We start from the raw sequence: 20,691 nt of genomic DNA, 5'->3' as shown, positions 1-20,691 counted from the left end.
CAAGACCTCCGTCAGCTCAGGTAAAGGAATGGATATAACAAGTACAAAAAATTTAAATAAACATTCAGGCGAAGAAGTTCAAATAAATTCAGCTAATAAATCTAAGCAATATTAATTATGAGTAGAACTAGAATTGTTGGAGGGAAAATTACAGAAATTGTTGGAGGTGAATATAACATTTATTCTAAAGGACCTATTACTTTAACTTCTTTAGAAGGAAGTGTTAATATAACCGCAAGACAAGGAATTACGCACGGAAATCCAGAAACTGCTCCTACAGTTAGCAAAATAACCACCGAATGTATTGTTGAGTTTAGAACAAAACAAGACGGCAGTTATACCGGACAATTTGGTTTTGACTGGTTGCGTGAAGATGATAATGGTTTAACAACAGAAGCTAAGTACTACGATTGTTTAGAAAATGGTTATGAAGCCCCTAATGGCAGAGCTCCACATAGAGACGTAAACACTGAATACGAATCTAAAGACGAAGGCTTTAAGGCACTACAAAAAGAATACAATAAAATACCTATTGATATAATTCCTAGACCAGCAACTGCACCGTTTACAAAAGATTATTTTGTTCCTTACCTAAACCTATTCCCCAAACCGTATAGTGACGCAGCAACAGTCCCTACGGGTATGCCAAAACCTCCTTTTGAAGCAGAACTCCGCACACTAGTAGAAGTAGGCGGAACAGACGAGCCTGACCAAATAAGAATAGTTTTTGACAAACGCTATTTTGAAATAAATGGTAAAGATGGAAGCGATGCAAATCCTGTATTAATCAGCGACAAAGCACTTGGAGCAAAACGTGAAGCTACTGCCGATACCATAAAAATAAAATGTATTGAGGGATTTACAACAAAACAAGAAATAAAAGTTTTTGTTTACCCTAAAGGTACACTTGCAAAACCCGCAGCCGAACAAATTTTTGCCCGTAAATTGGCTGGCGAGATTATTGTATTACCTAATAAGAATACAACAGGACAAAATGCAGTGAAAAATATTAAAGAACAAAAGTTTGTGTTTGTGCAAGTAAGAACTAATTTATTAGGAGGTTTAACAAATATTAAGTTAGGAATTTTTACAGATTCGGAGAAAAAAAGTTTTCGAAATTCATTATACCAATCTTTAATTTTTCCAAAAATAGAAGATAAAGATACATCTGGAAATATATTGACATTTGATTTAACAACTGATATTGATTATAGTAGAGGTGGTAAATTTGACTTAGGAGGTAAATATAATGAGGATTATAGAAGTGGTGCCACTGATAAAGTTCCTCATTTTTTTAAAGATATGCGTACCAAATTTTTAGCATTACCGGGGAATAGCAAATACAAGGATTATTTTACAGTATTTGTGATTGCTGATGATGTTTATGATAATGCAGCTGGACAAATTCAAGAAATTGGGATTAAAAATTTAGTTTTATTTAAAGGTAGAAATGATTTAACATTAAGTCACGAAGGTTTACACGGATTAGGTCTATTCCATGCGCATAAAGATGGTGTAATTACCAATCCAAATCAAAAATTTGCATACAAACATGCACATACAGATTCTCTTCATGGTACAGATAACATTATGAGCTATAATGGAGTATTAAGAAAAACAACATGGAAATGGCAATGGGAAATTATTAAAAAAAATGCAAAATGAGAAGTATAATATTAATTACAAGTATTTTTATCTTTATATCTTGTAGGAGCCAAATAAAATCAAACACAGAAATTAATAATATGAAAAAATTTGATGTAAATCAATATATAGATTTGCCAACTGATGACATAACTGGGATGCAAATTCAAAAGAATGGAGATATGATCCAATATTTTCCGAATAATAATGGTTATATATTGAAAATAAAAAAGCAGAATAAACCATCTACCCAAACATTTGTGTATAATGATAAATTAAATCTTGTTGCTGAAGGAAATGACTTTTATAATTTCCCTATTAATTCTATTAAAGAATATGATGAAACAGGAAAACTAATTAAAGAAACTAATTTAGATTTACCTTATAAATTTTCGATAGAAGATTTAGAAAAAAAAATGAAAACTCAGTACGATGTTGATATTTATGACGTGAAACAAATTCATTCTATGAACAGGTATGAAGAAAAAAAGCATTTAAATATACCTTTATACGAAATTTGGACTAATCATAAAACTAACACGTTAAAATTCACTTGTTATATTATAAATGGCTCAACAGGAGAAACTATTTACGTTGGAGAAAGATTTATAGAAGGCAAACAAGGAAGTTTACTTGATCAATACTTAAATTCTAAAAAAAACTAAATTTCTTGCTCTAACAGGTAATAGTAGATATACAAATCATTTTATTGTTTTTTGCTTTGCAGAATTGCCTTATGATATGGTCGTATTTCCAGGTGGCTATTCAGGAACATTAGGTCAGGTGCAAGATATAGGCAAAAAAAATGTATGTTTATTTAAAATTAGAAATGATTATACACTAAATCACGAAGGCCTTCACGGATTAGGATTATTTCATACTCATAAAGATGGAACCATAACCAATAAAAATCAGAAATTTGTTTATAATAAATACAAAACGACAAATATTATGTCGTATGCAAGTGCTTCGGCAGGATTTCCAGCCAATACAAAAGTAACTACTTGGCATTGGCAATGGAAAATTGTAAAATCTAATGTACAGTAAGATGAGAAAAAGTATATTGTTTGTAATACTGATATTTAATACAATTGGTTGTAAAAGTCAAAAAAGAGAAGAAATAAACAAAAATATTAAAAAAGATTCTATGGAATATTTTAGCGAAGAAAAATATAAAAATTGGGAACTTGACAAGGAAAATAGTTTTACAACTGATAAAAGATATATAAAAGAAAATATATGGGTAAGGATTATTATAAGTAACGAAGGATATAGAGAAGAAATAGAGCAACTAAATTCACCCTATGAAACAATAAAAATTTATCATAAAAATTTATCGTTACGTATTAACGGAAGTAATTTTTATGGTTTTTCTGTAGGAATTGATAAAGAATACGACGAAAACGGTAAGCTTATAAAAGAAACAGATAATGATAAAAATTACCCTTTTAAAGCAGAAGATTTATGCAAATTAATTAAAGAAGAATATGATGTAGATTTAATGGTAAAGCCTAATCCTAATAAAGAAGAGCTACAATATAGAGTAAGTAGAAGTTACGATCCTTCAACATTGAAACATCTGTATCTTGTATCTTTTACTTATGGTAATTCAGATATAGAACCAGGAGATAAGATATTACCACCAATAAAAGTGGTATATATAGATGGGAGTAATGGAAAAATTTTGTATGAAGAATCAAGGAGTTTAAATTTACCCAACGGAGATAAAATTCCCCACTCAAAAACAAAATTTCTTCAAAAAGGAGAAAAAGAAAAAAAGGGATCAGAGGTTTATAAAATTCACCAAGGCAAATCCTATACACAATCCGAATGGGAAGAATTTGAAGAAAAGCAATACGAAGAATATTGTAGAAAAACAGGTAGAGCCTATACCCCCAAAGACTAAGTTACGAAAAGGGAAGACACCATTAAGAAAAATTCTTTTATTGCAGACGATTTAGAAAAAGGAGATAAGCATGCCCCCAAAAGAAAAAAGGTTTTTGGAATAACCTGTTCAAATAAAAACGGTAGATCATGCCACAAAAACTCACGGAAAATGGACTTCTAGTTTGCAACAAAGGAACAAAACCAAGTTCATTAAAAGTAACTAGTCAGACTTTTAGTAGAGTAGACGGAAAACTCATTGCCACAGAAGAAGACAAACAGCCTGAAACTAATATTCCCAGTTTTGGGGTTTGTGCTATTACTAAAAGTAGATGTACTTCTGCCATCAAAAAATGGGAGAATACCACAGAAAAAGACAGTATTAATAATTATAAAATTCTTACAGAAGAAAGTACTTGTCAATGTTCTATTGGAGGAAAAATTTCTGTAGAAAATAAAGGACATGGAGAGCAACATGAAATAACATGAAATAACATGAAATAACATGAAGACAAAAAACGAATTGCTTTTTAGATTCAAAGTCATTTTACCTGTAATAAATTTCTAATGCCTAATATGGGGCGGACCATTATTTTAATGAGCTGTTTTACGTTTTTCAAACATATAAGAAATTAGTTTAAAACAAAAGGGAAGTATTTGCAAATTTTAAGGAAAAATGAACAACTCTTCTAAAGTTACTTAATTGTAACTTTGTATAACAAAATAAAAAGAAAGAGTTATGAAAAACAAAAAATTAAATTGGGCAGACGTAATTAGATTTGCTACTAAAGGAAACGTAACTCCAGACAGAAGAATTGAAAAAACAGATGATGAATGGAAGGAGGTATTAACCCAAGAACAATTTTATATTACGAGAAAAAAAGGTACTGAGGCTCGTTTTTCGGGCGAACATTGTACCCAATACGAACCAGGAGTATACAATTGTGTTTGTTGCAATACACCTCTTTTTGATTCCAGAGAAAAATTTGATTCTGGAACAGGATGGCCCAGTTTTACACAACCAATTAAAGAAAACACTACTCAATACATAAAAGATAGTTCTTATGGAATGATTAGGGTAGAGGTAATGTGCAATATATGCGATAGTCATTTAGGGCATGTTTTTCCTGATGGACCAGAACCCAATGGATTACGTTATTGCGTAAACTCGACATCATTATATAAAGATCAAAAATAAAGGAATAAAAAGTATGGAAAAAACAGAAATAGCCACTTTTGGTGGAGGGTGTTTTTGGTGTATTGAAGCAATAGTTCAAAGACTAAAAGGAGTTGAAAGAGTCGTATCAGGTTATACAGGAGGTAAAACAAAAAATCCTACATATAAAGAAGTTTGCAACGGGGATACAGATCATGCTGAGGTAATACAGGTAACCTTTAATACTCTTTTTTTATCTTACGCAGAATTATTGGGTGTTTTTATGACCAATCACAATCCTACAACACTCAATTATCAAGGAGCAGATTATGGTACTCAATATAGATCCGTTATATTTTATCATAATGAAGAACAAAAATTATTAGCACAAGAAGTGATTGAACAGTTAAACCCTGTCTTTGAAAACAAGATTGTTACAAAATTGGCACCATTGGATATCTTTTATCCAGCAGAGGATTATCATCAAGATTATTATAATAAAAATACCAATCAAGGGTACTGTGAGGTAGTGATTTCGCCCAAAATAGCTAAACTAAAAGAAAAGTATGCTGACAAACTCAAAGAAAACACCTAAAATTTAACAACTTAAAAAATATTGAATAAAAGTATATTATATGGAAACAACAAAATGGAATGCGATTAAAACAGAAAACGAAGTGCTTGATATTATTGAAAAATCTAATAACAAACCACAAGTTATATTTAAAGATAGTGTAACTTGTGGTATTAGTGCCTTTGCAAAAGAACGATTGACAAACGACTTTAAGTTAATAGAAAATAGATGTGATTTTAATTATTTAGATTTACTAGCTTACAGATCCGTGTCAAACTTTATAGCTGAAAGATTAGACGTAATTCATCAATCGCCACAAATCATAGTTCTTATAAACGGTAAAGTAATTTATAGAGATTCTCATCATACTATTGAAGCACGAAAAATAGCAGATAAAATAGATGCCTTCATAAAAGCATAACAGTATCAACAAACCATTATATTGAAAAAGGAAAGATTCGATTCATATCTTCAGTTCGAAAATCGAAAACAAGAAATATGAATAAAATTATAAAAAGAGACTGTCTAAAGATGCAGTTTAGAGTTTAAACAAGCATAAAAACAAAAGAAGAAATAAATAAATTGATTTTACTTATTACAGTTACCCAATCTTCTTTAGAATTAAAATGACAAATCCAACTGCTTTTAGACAGCCTCTTGATCAAATATTTTATTGTTTTTTAGTATGAATAATTATTTATTCTACAAAGTATAGTAAATACCTACGTTAAATCTATTTCCTAGAGAATTAATATCAAAATTAAACGTATTCTTTTCTTCCTTTACATCCGTTTCCTTATTCTTTGATGTATGCGATGAAAAACCTAAAACACCTAAAGAACCTACTACTGTAATTTTAGGAGAAAGAGCATAACCAAATCCTGCATTTAGATTTGTATTAAGTTCAAAAGTGGTATTTTTAGATTCTAGATTCCCTAAAATAGTTTTTCTAGTAGTAGTAGAGTTTCCAGGTAACAATCCAATGTTAAGTCCTACAAAAGGTCTAAAAGCCTTGCTCCCTTCTCCAAAAAAATAACGACCATAAAGAGTACCTCCATATTGATTTTCTTTTATTTCTGTATTTCCAGATTCTTTTGTTGAACCTTGAGTTGTAAAGCCCACACCTAATTGTACATTATTTGTTAAAAAAGTACCTACTTCTGGTGAAAAGTTCCACGTTGAACCCTCTGATGTAGTTGTACTCTCTATTTTTGTTTTACTACTTGAATAGCCTACTTGACCACCTACATAAAAACTCCCTTTTTGAGCAAATACCCCTGAGGTAATTAATATTGCGCTTGCAATTAAAAAATTTTTCATAAAAACTATGTTTTAAAGATTAACGAAGTGACTTTTTCAAATTTTATTCCAAAAAAAAGTTAAAATTTTTAGCAAGGTATTTTCTTAATGTTATTTTTAAATCATTTTTTAAATAAATACAACAAAAATGATTTAAATTGAAATTTAGTTGTAAAATAAAACATTTAATATTTGTATGTTAGTATTATGTTATTAAAATAATAAAAAATAACTTTAGGTAAAAAAATATAACAATATGACACTAAGTGTTTTTTTTGTGAAAATATGACAGGAAAAAATGGCAGTTTAACCGTCTATTTGTTCTATGTAGTACTTTCTTTAAAATGCTGTTGTAGAAAGTGGACTTATAAGATACTTGTCTAATAAAACATAGTTGCTTTATATTCTATAAAAAGAAATAAGATGTTTGCCTTTTATTGATTGTCTGATTTATGAAAAAGAATAATAAAGCATAAAAATCCAAAGAAAATATAACATAGATAAATAAAGTATTTATAACGGACAAAATAATAGAAATGAATATACAACACTTTCAAAATCAATTTTTTGTACCAATAAATATATTCATTCTTCATCAAAACAACTATTCATGCTTTCGTCGTATTTTTTTAAAAAACAATTGAATGGCAGTCAAAGCAAAAAAACGAGCTAATAAAAAAGCAATTAATTATTATAGACTACAAAGAGAGAATAAAAATTTATCTTAAAACTCCTAAGTAATTTTTTATCTTTGCAATATTTTAAAAATTTGATAAATATTCAAAATGAAAATTTCATATAACTGGTTAAAACAATTTATTAAGACAGATTGGAGTTCGGAAAAGACCGCTGAATTATTAACTGATTTAGGTCTTGAAGTAGAAGGGGTTGAAAAGTTTTTTTCAATTAAGGGAGGATTAGAAGGTTTAATAGTAGGACATGTATTGACTTGTGAAAAGCATCCCAATGCTGACAAACTTAAAATTACTACAGTAGATCTAGGGAATGGTGAGCCAGTTCAAATAGTTTGTGGAGCCAGTAATGTAGCAGTGGGTCAAAAAGTAATAGTAGCAACTATAGGCACAAAGCTATATGATAAAGAAGGAAATTCTTTTGAAATAAAAAAAGGTAAAATTAGAGGAGAAGAAAGCCACGGAATGATCTGTGCTGAAGACGAAATAGGTATAGGAGACAGCCATGAAGGCATTATGGTCCTAGACGAAAGTATAGAGGTTGGAACATTAGCTTCAAAAGTTTTTAATGTAGAAATTGATGAAGTTTTTGAAATAGGACTTACTCCTAATAGGGCAGATGCTATGAGTCATTGGGGGGTTGCTAGAGACTTACGAGCAGGTATGCTTCAACAGGATATTAGCACGGAACTAATTACACCATCTGTAAGTTCTTATAAAGTAGAAAAAAGAACTTTAAAAATTGATGTTAATGTAGAAAATACAACATTAGTCCCTAGATATTGTGGCGTTACAATTTCAGATATAAAAGTAGGTACCTCACCAGCATGGTTACAAAATAGGTTAAAAGCGATAGGACTTACACCTAAAAACAATATTGTAGACATAACAAATTATGTTTTGCATGAATTAGGACAGCCTTTGCATGCCTTTGATGCCTCTAAAATACATGGTAAGATCATTGTAAAAAATGCAACAGAAGGAGAAAAATTTATTACTCTAGATGATGTAGAAAGAAGTTTACATAAAGAGGATATCATGATTTGTGATGAAAAAGGACCTTTATGTATTGCAGGAGTAATGGGAGGTAAAAAATCAGGAGTATCAGAAAGAACTACTTCTATCTTTTTAGAAAGTGCTTACTTTAATCCCGTATCTGTACGTAAAACAGCTAAACGTCATGGAATTAATTCTGATGCGTCTTTTCGCTTTGAAAGAGGAATTGATCCAACCATCACAGAATATGCTTTAAAACGTGCAGCAATCCTTATATGTCAAATTGCGGGTGGAGAAATGACTTCCGATATCATGGAAGTGTATCCTAAAAAAATTGAAGACTTTCCTGTTTTCTTAAATTTAGAAAAAGTTAAAAAAATTATAGGGCAAGAAATTCCCGATGAAGAAATTAAAAATATTTTAGTTTCATTAGATATAAAAGTAAATAGTATATCTAAAGTAGGATTAGGACTGACAGTTCCAGCTTACCGCGTAGATGTAACTCGTGAAATAGATGTAATTGAAGAAATTCTAAGAGTTTATGGTTATAATAACATACAATTTTCACAAAAATTAAATGCTACAACCGCACATTCATCAAAAACAGAAGATTATAAAGTACAAAATATTGTTGCCAACTTATTAGTAGGGAATGGTTTTAATGAAATGATGGCTAACTCATTAACCTCTCCAAATTATGTGAATTTAAGTAATAGTTTACATGAAAAAAACAATGTTTTGATGCTTAATCCTTTAAGCAACGATTTGTCCGCTATGCGTCAATCTATGTTGTTTTCTGCGTTAGAAGCCGTTTCTTTCAATATAAACCGTAAAAATGCAGATTTACGTTTATTTGAATTTGGTAAGACTTATCACAAACAATTGGCAGGGCATGAAGAAAAAATGCACCTAACTTTAACTATGAGCGGAAATCGTTCAAAAGAATCTTGGACAAACGCCCAAAGACCAAGTGATTTTTTCCAGTTTAAAGGTTATATTTTAAATATTTTTGAAAGATTAGGAATCAAAAATATTGTTACTATGCCAATGAAAAGTGATATTTTTAGCGAAGGGATGATTTATGAATTAGGAGCCTCTTCTTTAGTAGAATTTGGAACTATTAAAAAATCAATTCTAAAACATTTTGATATCAAACAAGAAGTGTTTTTTGCAGATTTTAATTGGAATGCTATATTAAAACATTTATCAACTAATGTGAAATTTATAGAAATTTCAAAATATCCAGAAGTACGTCGTGATTTAGCCTTACTTGTAGATGAACATATTGAATTTGAAAAAATCCTTGATTTAGCAAATAAAACGGAAAAAAATCTATTAAAAAGAGTAGATTTATTTGATGTATACCAAGGAAATAATTTACCAGAAGGTAAAAAATCATACGCAATAAGTTTCTTATTACAAGATAGTACTAAAACGCTTACGGATTCGCAAATTGATAAAGTAATGAGTAAATTGACTCAAAATTTTGAAACGGAATTAGGAGCTACTCTAAGATAAAACAGAAATAGAAAGTACAAAATAAGGCTCGGATTTTGTTTGTAAATCCGAGCCTTATTTTATGATTGTACTTGTTAATTGGTTTCTTTTTAACGACCTAAAATATAGGTTTAAAAAGGAATACAGCTAAGCCTATAAAAATTTAAAAACAAATCGACCAAAAAAGAACGATAAAATGTAAAATAGAAAATAAAAATAGTTATCGCCTAAATTTGTTTCTTGTAATAGTACTTTTTAACTTATTTTTTAAATCCTCTCCTGAATCATATATCATTTGCTCATTTGTTGGAAAAGAAGTAGCTCTACGATTAAAATACGGCAAATAGTTTTCATCACAAGCTCTAGGATCGCCATTGTAATTAGCATAAATGTTTTCAAATACGAAATTGCTGGTTATAGGAAAGGTATTTATTAACTGATTAGTATTTAAATTTAAATAATCAATTTTGGCAGTAATACTACACGATTTGTTTTGTCTAAACTCATATACAGTACTTCTAACAGTAATCATGTTATCTATCATAATGGTATTTCCTTTTTCATCTTTTACGGGTTGACCATTTGAATTTAATTGAGGTTTAGTACCATTTTTAATTAATTTTTCTTTTGAAAACTCTCTTTCAAAAACCTTTTCAGGAGAAATGTTAATGCCTCTAAAACTAACAACCATCGCAAAATCATAATTTGTATTTTTTTGTTTATTACTATGATATATGGTCCACTTATCATTTAATCCAAGAGTGCTAAAATCTAAAAGATCATTTTGTAAACGCGATGGAATAACCATATTGGTTTCATTTTTAGTATAAACATGTACGAAATCAGTTCCCTTAAGATGACATTCATCCATTAATTTATTACAATCTTTATATCCTGGATTTATAGTATTTAAATATTCAAAGTCATCAAAAGCACGACGAAAACTAATCTTATCTTTTGTTTTCATTAATTTTAATGCGTTTTCATATAAAAAATCAGAAAGTTTACTTTTAGTAGTAACCAAGGGTGTTGAATAATCTTCAAAAGAAAATTGTGCATTTCTACCTTCTTTTATTAAAGTTAGAGGTAATAAAGGTTGTATTTTTTCTTGACGGTTTTGTAGCTTGATATATGTATTGTATATTTTTTCTAAGTGATTAGGATTGCCTTCTTTTTCCCAAAGAGAAATAGCTTCTAAATCCCTTTGTTTGGCTTTAGAAAAAGCTTCTTCTAGTAAATAAACATAGTCTTGTTTGCCTTTGGAATTTTTATTGTTTTTTAAATTTTCAATTGATTTACCAATAGCTCCATCATAATTGCCATCACTCAGCATTGATTGAGTTTGTTTAACACCACTACAGCTAAACAAAAATCCAATAAGTACTACCAGAGAAGTAATTTTTTTCATACAATTTAATTTTAAATCTGATTACGCAAAATTCAAGCCAAAAAATACTCCGAGTCTCTCGGAGTATTAAAAAAGTGTTTTATTTAGTAGCAATAGGAGGTAATAATTTGCTTGAAACCTCTCCAAAACCAATTCTTATTTGTTCATTTTGGCAATACCCTCTCATGATTACAGTATCTCCATCATTAATAAATTTTCTTTCAGAACCATCTTTTAAAAGAATAGGGTTTTTTCCACCCCATGTTAATTCTAACATAGATCCAAGAGAGTCTTGGGTAGGCCCTGATATTGTACCGGATCCCATCATATCACCAGAATTGATACGACAACCGTTAATAGTATGATGTGCTAACTGTTGATTCATAGTCCAATACATATACTTGAAATTAGTATTACTGATGATTGTTTCTTCCGAATCCTCAGGAGTTATACTTACTTGTAATTTGATATCAAAAGCGTGCTCCCCAGTTTGTTGTAAATAAGGAAGAGGTGTTGGTTCCTGAACAGGTGATGCACAACGGAAAGGCTCTAAAGCATCCATAGTAACGATCCAAGGAGAGATAGAGCTTGCAAAATTTTTAGCTAAAAAAGGACCCAGAGGAACATATTCCCATTTTTGAATGTCACGAGCACTCCAGTCATTTAGTAATACCATACCAAAAATATAATCCTCAGCTTCTGCTACTGGAATATTTTCGCCCATTAGGTTGGCATCTGTAGTTATAAAGGCTGTTTCTAATTCAAAATCTACCAAACGAGAAGGACCAAATACTGGAGCTGTTGCATCAGGAGGCATAGTTTGTCCCATAGGGCGATGCACTGGAATTCCTGATGGTACAATCGTAGAACTTCTTCCATGGTACCCTACAGGGATGTGTAACCAGTTTGGTAATAAAGCATTAGCGGGATCACGAAACATTTTTCCTGTATTTGTAGCATGTTCTCTACTCGAAAAGAAATCGGTATAATCCCCTACAAAAACAGGAAGTTGCATTTCTACATCTTCTATTTTAAAAATGACTACTTCACGATGTTTAGCATTATCTCTTAAATCTGCATTTTCAGCATCAAAAATATCCGCAATGCGGTTACGAACTAATCGCCATGTTTTTTTTCCACAAGAAATAAATTCATTTAAAACATCTTGAAGAAAAACATCATCTGTTAAATCAATTCCTTCAAAATATCCTAATTGATGTAATGCTCCCAAGTCAATAGCATAATCTCCAATGCGAGTACCAACGGTTACAATATCGTCCTTTGTTAAAAAAACACCAAATGGAATATTTTGAATAGGAAAATCGCTGGTAGATGATACTTCTAGCCATGATCTTCTTTCAGGATTGTTAGCTGTAATAGGCATATTATATTTTTTTGTGATTTTAATTAATTTTTACACCTCAAATATAGTTTCTATTGGGATTATACCAAACACTTTTTGTATTTTTGACAACCATTTATAAAAAAATATTCAAAAATGTTACGCGACGAACAAATATTCGATTTAATTCTTGATGAACAAGATAGACAAATTCACGGTATTGAATTAATTGCTTCTGAGAATTTTGTAAGCGACCAAGTAATGGAAGCGGCAGGTTCTTGTTTAACTAATAAATATGCAGAAGGTTACCCAGGTAAAAGGTATTATGGAGGTTGTGAAGTAGTAGATGTGGTAGAACAAATTGCTATTGATAGAGCAAAAGCTTTGTTTGGAGCAGCGTATGTAAATGTACAACCTCATTCAGGATCTCAAGCTAATACAGCCGTTTTTGCAGCTTGTTTACAACCAGGAGACACAATTTTAGGTTTTGATTTATCACATGGGGGACATTTAACGCACGGATCTCCGGTGAATTTTTCAGGAAAATTATACAACCCTGTTTTTTATGGAGTAGATCAAGAAACAGGAATGTTAAATTATGATACAATTCAGGAAATAGCTACGAAAGAACAACCTAAAATAATTATCGCAGGTGCTTCCGCTTATTCTCGTGATATGGACTTTAAACGTTTTCGTGAAATTGCGGATTCTGTAGGTGCTATTTTAATGGCAGACATTTCTCACCCAGCAGGGTTAATAGCAAAAGGATTAATGAATGACCCAATTCCTCATTGCCATATTGTAACAACCACTACTCATAAAACATTACGTGGTCCTCGTGGAGGCATGATCATGATGGGACAAGATTTTCCAAACCCTTGGGGCTATACAACCCCTAAAGGAGAAGTAAAGATGATGTCTAACTTATTAGATATGGCTGTTTTTCCAGGTAATCAAGGAGGCCCTCTAATGCACATTATAGCTGCTAAAGCAGTTGCTTTTGGTGAATGTTTATCAGATGAGTTCTTTACTTATGCAATGCAAGTACAAAAAAATGCAAAAGCAATGGCAGAAGCATTTATAAAAAGAGACTATAACATTATATCAGGTGGAACAGACAATCACATGATGTTAATAGATTTGCGTAATAAGGGAATAACAGGAAAAGAAGCTGAAAATGTATTAGTAAAAGCAGAGATTACAGTAAATAAAAATATGGTTCCTTTTGATGATAAATCACCTTTTATAACCTCAGGTATTCGTGTTGGAACACCCGCTATTACGACTCGTGGTCTAGTAGAAGCGGATATGGATAAGATCGTAGAACTGATAGATCGTGTATTGATGAATCATACAAACGAAGAAGTTCTTGAAGAAGTTGCTAATGAAGTAAACGAAATGATGAGCGAGCGAGCTATGTTCGTTTTTTAATTGATAGTACAAAAATTAAATAAGGCTGTTTTAGATAGACAGCCTTAATTTTTTTGAATGTTCTGCAAAAATTTCAAAATAAACTTATCTAAAAAACATTCTTTTACTATTCGTTAATAATACTAATCTAATGGCAGGAAATTCTTTTGGAAATATATTAAAAGTAACTACTTTTGGAGAATCACATGGACAAGCTTTGGGAGGTGTAATTGAAGGATGTCCGTCAGGAATTGAGTTAGATATGTCCTTCATTCATCAACAGATGCAAAGACGTAAGCCTGGTCAATCCTCTATTGTTACACAACGTAAAGAAGAAGATGAAGTACAATTTTTATCTGGAATTTTTGAAGGAAAAACAACAGGTACTTCTATAGGTTTTATAATCCCTAATACCAATCAAAAATCAGAGGATTATAGTCATATAAAAAATACATACAGACCTAGTCATGCCGATTATGTCTATGATCAAAAATACGGTTTTCGTGACTACAGAGGAGGAGGACGCAGTTCTGCAAGAGAAACGAGTTGTAGAGTATTAGCGGGCGCCGTAGCAAAACAAATAATTCCTCAAATCAAAATAAACGCTTTCGTATCTTCCGTAGGAGAAATAAGTATAAACAAACCGTATCAAGAATTGGATTTTTCTAAAATAGAATCTAATCCCGTTAGATGCCCTGATTCAGAGGTTGCAGAATTAATGGAAAACCACATTAAAGAAATCAAAAAACAAGGCGATACAATAGGAGGAACCATAACTTGTGTAATCCAAAATGTACCAGTAGGTTTAGGTGAGCCTGTTTTTGATAAATTACACGCTGAATTAGGAAAAGCTATGCTATCTATAAATGCAGTTCATGGTTTTGAGTATGGAAGTGGTTTCTGTGGAGCTAAAATGAAAGGGAGTGAACATAATGATCGTTTTAATCCCGATGGAACCACCCAAACCAATTTATCAGGAGGAATACAAGGAGGAATAAGTAACGGTATGGATATTTATTTTAGGGTGGCTTTTAAACCTGTGGCAACTCTAATTCAAAAACAAGAAGTCCTAACGGTTGATGGACATATTGTAGAACAACAAGGAAAAGGCAGGCATGACCCTTGTGTAGTGCCAAGAGCCGTACCAATTGTAGAAGCCATGGCTGCTTTAGTAATGGCAGATTATTATTTATTAAATAAAATTTATCAATTTAAATAATGGAAATAACTAAAAACGAGGTTTCTAAGAAATCTATTTTTTCAAATCTTACTGTACAAATCTTATTAGCAATGCTTTTAGGTGCAGCATTAGGGATTTTTATACACAATACTTGTGATGACACTACCGCTAAAGATTTTAGTGGATACATAAAGATGTTCGCTACTGTTTTCATTCGTTTAGTTCAAATGATTATTTCACCTCTAGTTTTTACAACATTGGTAGTAGGTATTGCTAAATTAGGAGATATCAAAGCGGTTGGACGAATAGGAGGAAAGGCTTTAGGGTGGTTTTTTACCGCTTCTTTTATATCGTTATTAATAGGCATGTTTTGGGTAAATATTTTGCAACCAGGAGCTGGACTAAACTTAAGCGGAGTGGATGTAACCACAGCAGCGGAAGTTACCGAAAAAACACAAAATTTTTCTGCACAAAATTTTGTTGAGCACATAATTCCTAAAAGTGTTGTAGAAGCAATGGCAACCAATGAAATTTTACAAATTGTAATCTTTTCAATCTTTTTTGGTTTAGCAGCTGCTTCTTTAGGAGATCATACAAAATCGGTTATAAACGCATTAGATAAAACGTCTCATATCATTTTAAAAATGGTAAACTATGTAATGAAGTTTGCCCCACTAGGTGTTTTTGGAGCTATAGCAGGTGTATTTGCCATTCGTGATTTAGGAGAACTTTTATTAACTTATGCTAAGTATTTTGGTTCCTTTTTAGTAGGAATTACTTCATTATGGATTGTATTACTAATCATAGGTTATTTGTTTTTAGGAAAAAGAATAAAAACACTTTTAAATCATATTGTTTCACCCTTAGTAATTGCGTTTGGTACAACAAGTAGCGAGGCTGTTTTTCCTAAATTAACAGAAGAATTAGAAAAATTTGGTATAAAAGACAAAATTGTATCATTTATGCTGCCATTAGGTTATTCTTTTAATTTAGATGGGAGTATGATGTATATGACTTTTGCCAGTATTTTTATAGCACAAGCCTACGGTGTTTCATTAGACTTAGGAACCCAATTAACTATGTTATTAGTTTTAATGCTAACAAGCAAAGGAATAGCTGGAGTTCCAAGAGCTAGTTTAGTAGTTGTAGCAGCCACTTGCGGAATGTTTGATATTCCCGTAGAAGGCATTGCTTTGATATTGCCAATAGATCATTTTTGTGATATGTTCAGAAGTGCAACGAATGTTTTGGGTAATGCCTTAGCAACTTCTGTAGTTGGAAATTGGGAAAAAGAATAGTAAAAAAATAAATTCATAGAGGTTTCTGAACCTAAGTTCAGACGGATCTCATATTTTTTTAAAACTCCATTTTTTAGAGCTTTTGTCTAAAAAATGGAGTTTCATATTTTGATCAAATTTTTATGCTTAATATGAATGCTACTTCTTTGTATCTTTTAAGTTAAATTCCGATTTTAAGATTGAATAAATGACAGAATCCCAAAATTTACCCTCAAAATATTCATTCTCTCGTAAATGACCTTCTTTTATAAAGCCCAATTTCTCTAATACTCGTGCAGAAGCTTGATTTCTAGGGTCTATTACAGCTTCTATAGAATGCAACCCCATTTGATTAAAACCATAGTCTAATATAAGTTCAGTAGCCTCTGTAATGATACCTTTGCCACTATATTCGGGTAATATCATATAACCTATTTCAGAACGATAATTTTCTTTTTGTATACGATAATGACCTAAAAAACCTATTAATTTATCGTTTGGTTTTTCAGTAATCGCCCAATTAATTCCTTCATTTTGCTCAATTTTATTATTGATTGTATCAATCAGTTCTAAGGCTTCTACTTTGTTTTTTAGTAACGAACGCGGTATAAATTGCATATTATCAGCATTACTTCGTAAGGCAAATACCTCATCTACATCCTTATGAGTCATTTTTCTTAAGATTAATCGTTCTGATTCTAAATTTTGAAACGGTAAAAAAGTAAAGGAATTCATAAAAAAATGTAATTTAGTGTAAAAAATCATTAAATTTATAATATCTCAGACCCATAAAAATAAGTGTAAATATATGGAAACAAAATTTGAATTAATAGAAAAAGAATTGATTGAAAATCTGTATTTTCCTACAGAACAAGTATTGGAAGAATTAAAGGATAGAACACAACTAAAAGCAGAGTTAGAAAGAGCACAGGTATTAGGAAATGTAGAGCATGCTAAAATTAAAATTTATTTTGAAGATGCCGTTTCAAAAAAAGTAGTGGATACAACAGTTTGGGGAGTAACAGATCAAGAAATAATTCTAAAAAAAGGAGTTACTATTCCAATACATCGTATTTATAAAATTGTGTAAGAACTTAATGAAATAAAGGATGATTGTAACTTCTGTTAGGCTTTTTTAGATTAACAGAAGTTTTTTATTTGTTAATTTAAGAAAATGCCTGAAAAACTATCGATTTTGGATTTTCAGATCACGGATGGCAATTTGGTTTTAATACAAAAGATTTCTATTTGCCTGTTTTTTTTAAGGGTTAATATAGCTTATCAATTAATAGTATTCCATCAGTTTTATCTTTTGATTAGGATATGAAAGAGAGCGTTTTAAAAATAGTCGATCTGGCAATAAGAATTTATTAGTCTATTACTTTGTTTACTCAATCTCAAAAAATTTTCACGTTCAATTTGAAAATAATAGGTATTTTTATTTAAGTAAAAAAATGATTGAGTTAACTGGTCAAGATTTGACTTTTTATTTTTTATTGTACGATTGTTTTTGTATCTTTTGTTTGTTTTGATTTTGAGTATTTCGAAAAAGATTATCACTGTTATTATTTCATTTATATTTGTATACAATTTTATTTATAAAATAATAACAAGTCATAACAAAGAAAATATTCACCATTTACAAAATAAAATTTAAATGATATACAGAGGATTAAATGACGAATACATAGAGTTAATAAACTTACAAAAAGGAAGTTCATTAACCTTTGATGATACATCATCTTATCCTCTTTTATTTGTATGGATAAAAGGAAATGAATCCGAAGTATCTTATGAAGGCATAAAATTATCTCTTGATAATAATACTATTTTTTGTCTGACAGCATTCCATAAAATAGAATTTGTAAACTTAGAAACAGCAAGAATCATAAAATTCAATCGAGAGTTTTATTGTGTTAAAGACCATGATAGTGAGGTAAGTTGTAAAGGACTTTTATTTTATGGAGCCAATCAATTACCCTATTTTCAAATACCCAAAGAAGAAATTGATAAATTTGAAATATTTTGGCAAATGTTTCAAGTAGAAATGCAATCAAAAGATGATTTACAATTAGAAATGTTGCAAATGATGTTAAAAAGATTTATCATACTTTGTACACGTGTCTATAAATCTCAAATGAACTTTTCTAAATTAGAGATAAAAGAAGTAGATTTAGTTAGAGAATATCATTATTTAGTAGAACAACATTTTAGAAACAAACATACCGTAAAAGAATATGCCGAATTATTAAATAAATCTGCCAAAACCCTTGCTAATCTTTTTTCAAAAGTTTCGGACAAAAGTCCATTACAAATTATTCATGAAAGAAAACTTTTAGAAGCTAAAAGAATGCTTAGATATACAGATAAACCTATAAAAGAAATAGCATACGAAATAGGGTTTGAAGATATACAAACTTTCAGTCGTTTCTTTAAAAAATCTGAAAATCTAAGTCCGTCAGAATTTAAAAAACATCTTTTGGGAAATATGGACAACTCATCGGGAACGATAACCTAACACATTCCTTTGTTCTTACCTCATCTTTGCATTGTAATTAATTTATTAATATTTAAAATTAAAAACAATGACAAAGTTTACAGTTCCTACACGAGTAGAAGTATCCGAAAACAATCAAGTAATTTTTGATAATTTACAAAAAGACTTAGGCTTCGTACCTAATTTATATGCCTATTATGCAAAAAATGAAACAGCATTAGGGGATTATTTAACTTTACAAAACAGAAAAAGTACTTTAAAAGCAAAAGAAAGAGAAGTTATTAACCTTGTTACAAGTCAAATTAATGGTTGTCGTTATTGCCAATCAGCCCATACTGTTTTGGGAAAAATGAATGGTTTTACTAATGATCAAATCATAGAATTAAGAAAAGGAACAGCTTCTTTTGATTCTAAGTTAGATGCCCTAGTTAAGTTTACCGCATCAGTAGTAGAAAATAAAGGAAGAGCTACGGAAGAAAGTAAAAAGGCTTTTTTTGAAGTGGGTTATACAGAAGCCAATTTAATAGACTTAGTTATTACTGTAGGGGATAAAATCATCAGTAATTATATTCATAATTTAGCTGGTTTTGAAATTGATTTTCCAATAGCAACTGAAATTTAATTTATTAACTTTAAAAAAAAACAAAATGAATTTAGGAAATTTAATTATAAGAATAGCCTTTGGCTTATTATTCATTTGGGGAGGACTTGAAAAATTCTTTGAAGGCTTCTTAGGAGGAGCAGGTTTACAAAATATGGCAGGTTTTCTAAAGTCCACAGGTTGGAGTTTTTTAGGAGATACAGGCGTTTTTATTTTAGCAATTGTTTTAGCATCATTAGAACTGCTTGCAGGAATTTTACTCATTAGTAATAAAAAACTATTTTATTCCTATAGCTTTTTATCATTTGTTATGTTTGTTGCTCTAACCACAGTTCATATACCTTCCGCAAATTGGATGAATATTATGATTCATATAGCATTATTTGGTTCATTATTAGGTTTAGCATTAGATCAATTTAAAAAAGAAAAACCATTATGGGAGCAGTAATCAAGATAAAAAATTTACCAGAAGGATACCAATGTATTATTACTAACGGAACACATACCATAACCAAATTAATAAAAAAATAAGAATTGACTTGCAAATTACAAGGACGTATAAAAATGCACTGCACTTAAATAGATTTAACTTTTTTAGAGCAGTGCATATTACGTATTATAGATTGCACAATAAATGAATTAATAAATGAGATAAAGGAACTATATTTATTGATTTATAAATATTTATAATTTTTTTATTAAACCTTTTATTTAATTTTTTAAAAATAATTCTTTTTAAATACCACCAAAAAATAATTCAATTAACTAAAATAAGATATAGAGTTTTTATACCATTTGATAGTCTCTTTAAAGCTTAATTTATAGTTAATAAAAGCTTAATAAAAAAGTTATTCCACGAAAATAGTGTTCAAGGAAAAAATGAAGAAAGAAGAATTATCACAAAAAAAGAATTTAATAGGATGTGCCATAGTATTCTTTATCCCTTTTATTTTAATAGGGTTATGGACCTTAGTATTTAGTGTAATAAATATTTGTAAATCAGAAAAAAAAAGTATTGGATTGAAGTAATTGCTGAGGTTGAAAATGTAACGCCTGCTTATAATAACAAAGGCAAGTTATCTGAAGTTAAGATTAGGTACGTATATATTGTTAAAAACAAAAAATATAAAAATAATAAAATTGCTTTTGGTTATAGATCTAATGGCGTGGAAGATCATGAAACGTTATTTAATAAATTAAAAATAGCTAAAAAAATAAGAATTTATATAAATCCGTATAATTAATTCAAGTTGCT

At 30.2% G+C, this 20,691-nt stretch carries 20 protein-coding genes; 16 read left to right on the top strand and 4 right to left on the bottom strand.

Annotated features, from left to right (window positions below):
- Positions 1-117: 117 nt before the first annotated feature.
- From B0A78_RS07755 to ytxJ, 8 genes are all read left to right on the top strand, one after another.
- Complete coding sequence (locus B0A78_RS07755) at positions 118-1,665, top strand: hypothetical protein (protein WP_097609543.1); 1,548 nt, start codon at positions 118-120, stop codon at positions 1,663-1,665.
- Positions 1,666-1,745: 80 nt separating this feature from the next.
- On the top strand, positions 1,746-2,309 hold the full coding sequence (locus B0A78_RS07750) for a hypothetical protein (protein ID WP_097609542.1): 564 nt from the start codon (positions 1,746-1,748) through the stop codon (positions 2,307-2,309).
- Positions 2,310-2,385: 76 nt separating this feature from the next.
- Positions 2,386-2,691 carry a hypothetical protein gene (locus tag B0A78_RS07745; RefSeq protein ID WP_065213505.1) on the top strand — a complete coding sequence of 102 codons (306 nt, stop codon included), beginning with the start codon at positions 2,386-2,388 and terminating at the stop codon, positions 2,689-2,691.
- A 1-nt stretch (position 2,692) separates the two neighbouring features.
- The gene (locus B0A78_RS07740) at positions 2,693-3,550 is read left to right on the top strand and encodes a hypothetical protein (protein ID WP_097609541.1); all 858 of its coding nucleotides are present in this window, start codon (positions 2,693-2,695) and stop codon (positions 3,548-3,550) included.
- A gap of 128 nt (positions 3,551-3,678) precedes the next feature.
- Positions 3,679-4,017, top strand: a complete 339-nt coding sequence (locus B0A78_RS07735; RefSeq protein ID WP_065213507.1) for a DUF4280 domain-containing protein — start codon at positions 3,679-3,681, stop codon at positions 4,015-4,017.
- A 250-nt stretch (positions 4,018-4,267) separates the two neighbouring features.
- Positions 4,268-4,726 (top strand): peptide-methionine (R)-S-oxide reductase MsrB, encoded by a 459-nt coding sequence (gene msrB, locus B0A78_RS07730; RefSeq protein ID WP_014165238.1) that lies wholly within the window; start codon positions 4,268-4,270, stop codon positions 4,724-4,726.
- A gap of 13 nt (positions 4,727-4,739) precedes the next feature.
- Positions 4,740-5,279, top strand: coding sequence for a peptide-methionine (S)-S-oxide reductase MsrA (gene msrA / locus B0A78_RS07725; RefSeq protein WP_014165239.1), 540 nt, complete (start codon positions 4,740-4,742; stop codon positions 5,277-5,279).
- Between the two features lie 40 nt (positions 5,280-5,319).
- Positions 5,320-5,679, top strand: a complete 360-nt coding sequence (ytxJ, locus tag B0A78_RS07720; RefSeq protein ID WP_014165240.1) for a bacillithiol system redox-active protein YtxJ — start codon at positions 5,320-5,322, stop codon at positions 5,677-5,679.
- Positions 5,680-5,960: 281 nt separating this feature from the next.
- Here the strand turns inward: ytxJ and B0A78_RS07715 are convergent, their stop codons facing one another.
- On the bottom strand, positions 5,961-6,578 hold the full coding sequence (locus tag B0A78_RS07715) for an outer membrane beta-barrel protein (RefSeq protein WP_014165241.1): 618 nt from the start codon (positions 6,576-6,578) through the stop codon (positions 5,961-5,963).
- A gap of 764 nt (positions 6,579-7,342) precedes the next feature.
- Here B0A78_RS07715 and pheT point away from each other — a divergent pair.
- Positions 7,343-9,763, top strand: coding sequence for a phenylalanine--tRNA ligase subunit beta (gene pheT, locus B0A78_RS07710; RefSeq protein ID WP_014165242.1), 2,421 nt, complete (start codon positions 7,343-7,345; stop codon positions 9,761-9,763).
- 199 nt (positions 9,764-9,962) lie between these two features.
- Here pheT and B0A78_RS07705 read toward each other — a convergent pair whose 3' ends face one another.
- Together B0A78_RS07705 and fahA are read right to left on the bottom strand one after the other, a co-directional pair.
- Positions 9,963-11,150 carry a hypothetical protein gene (locus B0A78_RS07705; RefSeq protein WP_014165243.1) on the bottom strand — a complete coding sequence of 396 codons (1,188 nt, stop codon included), beginning with the start codon at positions 11,148-11,150 and terminating at the stop codon, positions 9,963-9,965.
- A 79-nt stretch (positions 11,151-11,229) separates the two neighbouring features.
- Positions 11,230-12,513: a fumarylacetoacetase gene (gene fahA, locus B0A78_RS07700; RefSeq protein ID WP_014165244.1), complete on the bottom strand. Its 1,284-nt coding sequence runs from the start codon at positions 12,511-12,513 to the stop codon at positions 11,230-11,232.
- Between the two features lie 114 nt (positions 12,514-12,627).
- Here fahA and glyA point away from each other — a divergent pair, with 114 nt between their 5' ends.
- The 3 genes from glyA (at position 12,628) to B0A78_RS07685 (ending at position 16,359) form a co-directional block, all read left to right on the top strand.
- Positions 12,628-13,902, top strand: a complete 1,275-nt coding sequence (gene glyA / locus B0A78_RS07695; protein WP_014165245.1) for a serine hydroxymethyltransferase — start codon at positions 12,628-12,630, stop codon at positions 13,900-13,902.
- Positions 13,903-14,032: 130 nt separating this feature from the next.
- The gene (aroC, locus tag B0A78_RS07690; RefSeq protein ID WP_065213510.1) at positions 14,033-15,100 is read left to right on the top strand and encodes a chorismate synthase; all 1,068 of its coding nucleotides are present in this window, start codon (positions 14,033-14,035) and stop codon (positions 15,098-15,100) included.
- Complete coding sequence (locus B0A78_RS07685; RefSeq protein ID WP_014165247.1) at positions 15,100-16,359, top strand: dicarboxylate/amino acid:cation symporter; 1,260 nt, start codon at positions 15,100-15,102, stop codon at positions 16,357-16,359. The genes aroC and B0A78_RS07685 overlap by 1 nt, the downstream gene beginning before the upstream one ends.
- Positions 16,360-16,497: 138 nt before the next feature.
- Here the strand turns inward: B0A78_RS07685 and B0A78_RS07680 are convergent, their stop codons facing one another.
- Positions 16,498-17,073 carry a GNAT family N-acetyltransferase gene (locus tag B0A78_RS07680; RefSeq protein WP_014165248.1) on the bottom strand — a complete coding sequence of 192 codons (576 nt, stop codon included), beginning with the start codon at positions 17,071-17,073 and terminating at the stop codon, positions 16,498-16,500.
- 73 nt (positions 17,074-17,146) lie between these two features.
- Between B0A78_RS07680 and B0A78_RS07675 the strand changes: the two genes are divergently transcribed.
- The 4 genes from B0A78_RS07675 to B0A78_RS07660 all read left to right on the top strand — a co-directional run bounded on the left by B0A78_RS07675 (position 17,147) and on the right by B0A78_RS07660 (position 19,884).
- Positions 17,147-17,428, top strand: coding sequence for a hypothetical protein (locus B0A78_RS07675; protein WP_014165249.1), 282 nt, complete (start codon positions 17,147-17,149; stop codon positions 17,426-17,428).
- Positions 17,429-17,995: 567 nt separating this feature from the next.
- Positions 17,996-18,856: a helix-turn-helix domain-containing protein gene (locus B0A78_RS07670; protein ID WP_014165250.1), complete on the top strand. Its 861-nt coding sequence runs from the start codon at positions 17,996-17,998 to the stop codon at positions 18,854-18,856.
- A gap of 67 nt (positions 18,857-18,923) precedes the next feature.
- Positions 18,924-19,457, top strand: coding sequence for a carboxymuconolactone decarboxylase family protein (locus B0A78_RS07665; protein ID WP_014165251.1), 534 nt, complete (start codon positions 18,924-18,926; stop codon positions 19,455-19,457).
- 25 nt (positions 19,458-19,482) lie between these two features.
- Positions 19,483-19,884 (top strand): DoxX family protein, encoded by a 402-nt coding sequence (locus B0A78_RS07660; protein WP_014165252.1) that lies wholly within the window; start codon positions 19,483-19,485, stop codon positions 19,882-19,884.
- The last annotated feature ends 807 nt before the right edge of the window (positions 19,885-20,691 follow it).

The sequence above is a fragment of the Flavobacterium columnare NBRC 100251 = ATCC 23463 genome, from assembly GCF_002530675.1.
GTDB classification, from domain to species: domain Bacteria; phylum Bacteroidota; class Bacteroidia; order Flavobacteriales; family Flavobacteriaceae; genus Flavobacterium; species Flavobacterium columnare.
The sequence above is the reverse complement of the archived record's forward strand: the minus strand, read 5'-3'. Positions and strand labels throughout refer to the sequence as shown.

Coding starts and splice junctions, on each gene's coding strand:
- B0A78_RS07755 (WP_097609543.1), top strand. CDS start 118: ATGAGTAGAACTAGAATTGTTGGAGGGAAAATTACAGAAATTGTTGGA.
- B0A78_RS07750 (WP_097609542.1), top strand. CDS start 1,746: ATGAAAAAATTTGATGTAAATCAATATATAGATTTGCCAACTGATGAC.
- B0A78_RS07745 (WP_065213505.1), top strand. CDS start 2,386: ATGGTCGTATTTCCAGGTGGCTATTCAGGAACATTAGGTCAGGTGCAA.
- B0A78_RS07740 (WP_097609541.1), top strand. CDS start 2,693: ATGAGAAAAAGTATATTGTTTGTAATACTGATATTTAATACAATTGGT.
- B0A78_RS07735 (WP_065213507.1), top strand. CDS start 3,679: ATGCCACAAAAACTCACGGAAAATGGACTTCTAGTTTGCAACAAAGGA.
- msrB (WP_014165238.1), top strand. CDS start 4,268: ATGAAAAACAAAAAATTAAATTGGGCAGACGTAATTAGATTTGCTACT.
- msrA (WP_014165239.1), top strand. CDS start 4,740: ATGGAAAAAACAGAAATAGCCACTTTTGGTGGAGGGTGTTTTTGGTGT.
- ytxJ (WP_014165240.1), top strand. CDS start 5,320: ATGGAAACAACAAAATGGAATGCGATTAAAACAGAAAACGAAGTGCTT.
- B0A78_RS07715 (WP_014165241.1), bottom strand. CDS start 6,578: ATGAAAAATTTTTTAATTGCAAGCGCAATATTAATTACCTCAGGGGTA.
- pheT (WP_014165242.1), top strand. CDS start 7,343: ATGAAAATTTCATATAACTGGTTAAAACAATTTATTAAGACAGATTGG.
- B0A78_RS07705 (WP_014165243.1), bottom strand. CDS start 11,150: ATGAAAAAAATTACTTCTCTGGTAGTACTTATTGGATTTTTGTTTAGC.
- fahA (WP_014165244.1), bottom strand. CDS start 12,513: ATGCCTATTACAGCTAACAATCCTGAAAGAAGATCATGGCTAGAAGTA.
- glyA (WP_014165245.1), top strand. CDS start 12,628: ATGTTACGCGACGAACAAATATTCGATTTAATTCTTGATGAACAAGAT.
- aroC (WP_065213510.1), top strand. CDS start 14,033: ATGGCAGGAAATTCTTTTGGAAATATATTAAAAGTAACTACTTTTGGA.
- B0A78_RS07685 (WP_014165247.1), top strand. CDS start 15,100: ATGGAAATAACTAAAAACGAGGTTTCTAAGAAATCTATTTTTTCAAAT.
- B0A78_RS07680 (WP_014165248.1), bottom strand. CDS start 17,073: ATGAATTCCTTTACTTTTTTACCGTTTCAAAATTTAGAATCAGAACGA.
- B0A78_RS07675 (WP_014165249.1), top strand. CDS start 17,147: ATGGAAACAAAATTTGAATTAATAGAAAAAGAATTGATTGAAAATCTG.
- B0A78_RS07670 (WP_014165250.1), top strand. CDS start 17,996: ATGATATACAGAGGATTAAATGACGAATACATAGAGTTAATAAACTTA.
- B0A78_RS07665 (WP_014165251.1), top strand. CDS start 18,924: ATGACAAAGTTTACAGTTCCTACACGAGTAGAAGTATCCGAAAACAAT.
- B0A78_RS07660 (WP_014165252.1), top strand. CDS start 19,483: ATGAATTTAGGAAATTTAATTATAAGAATAGCCTTTGGCTTATTATTC.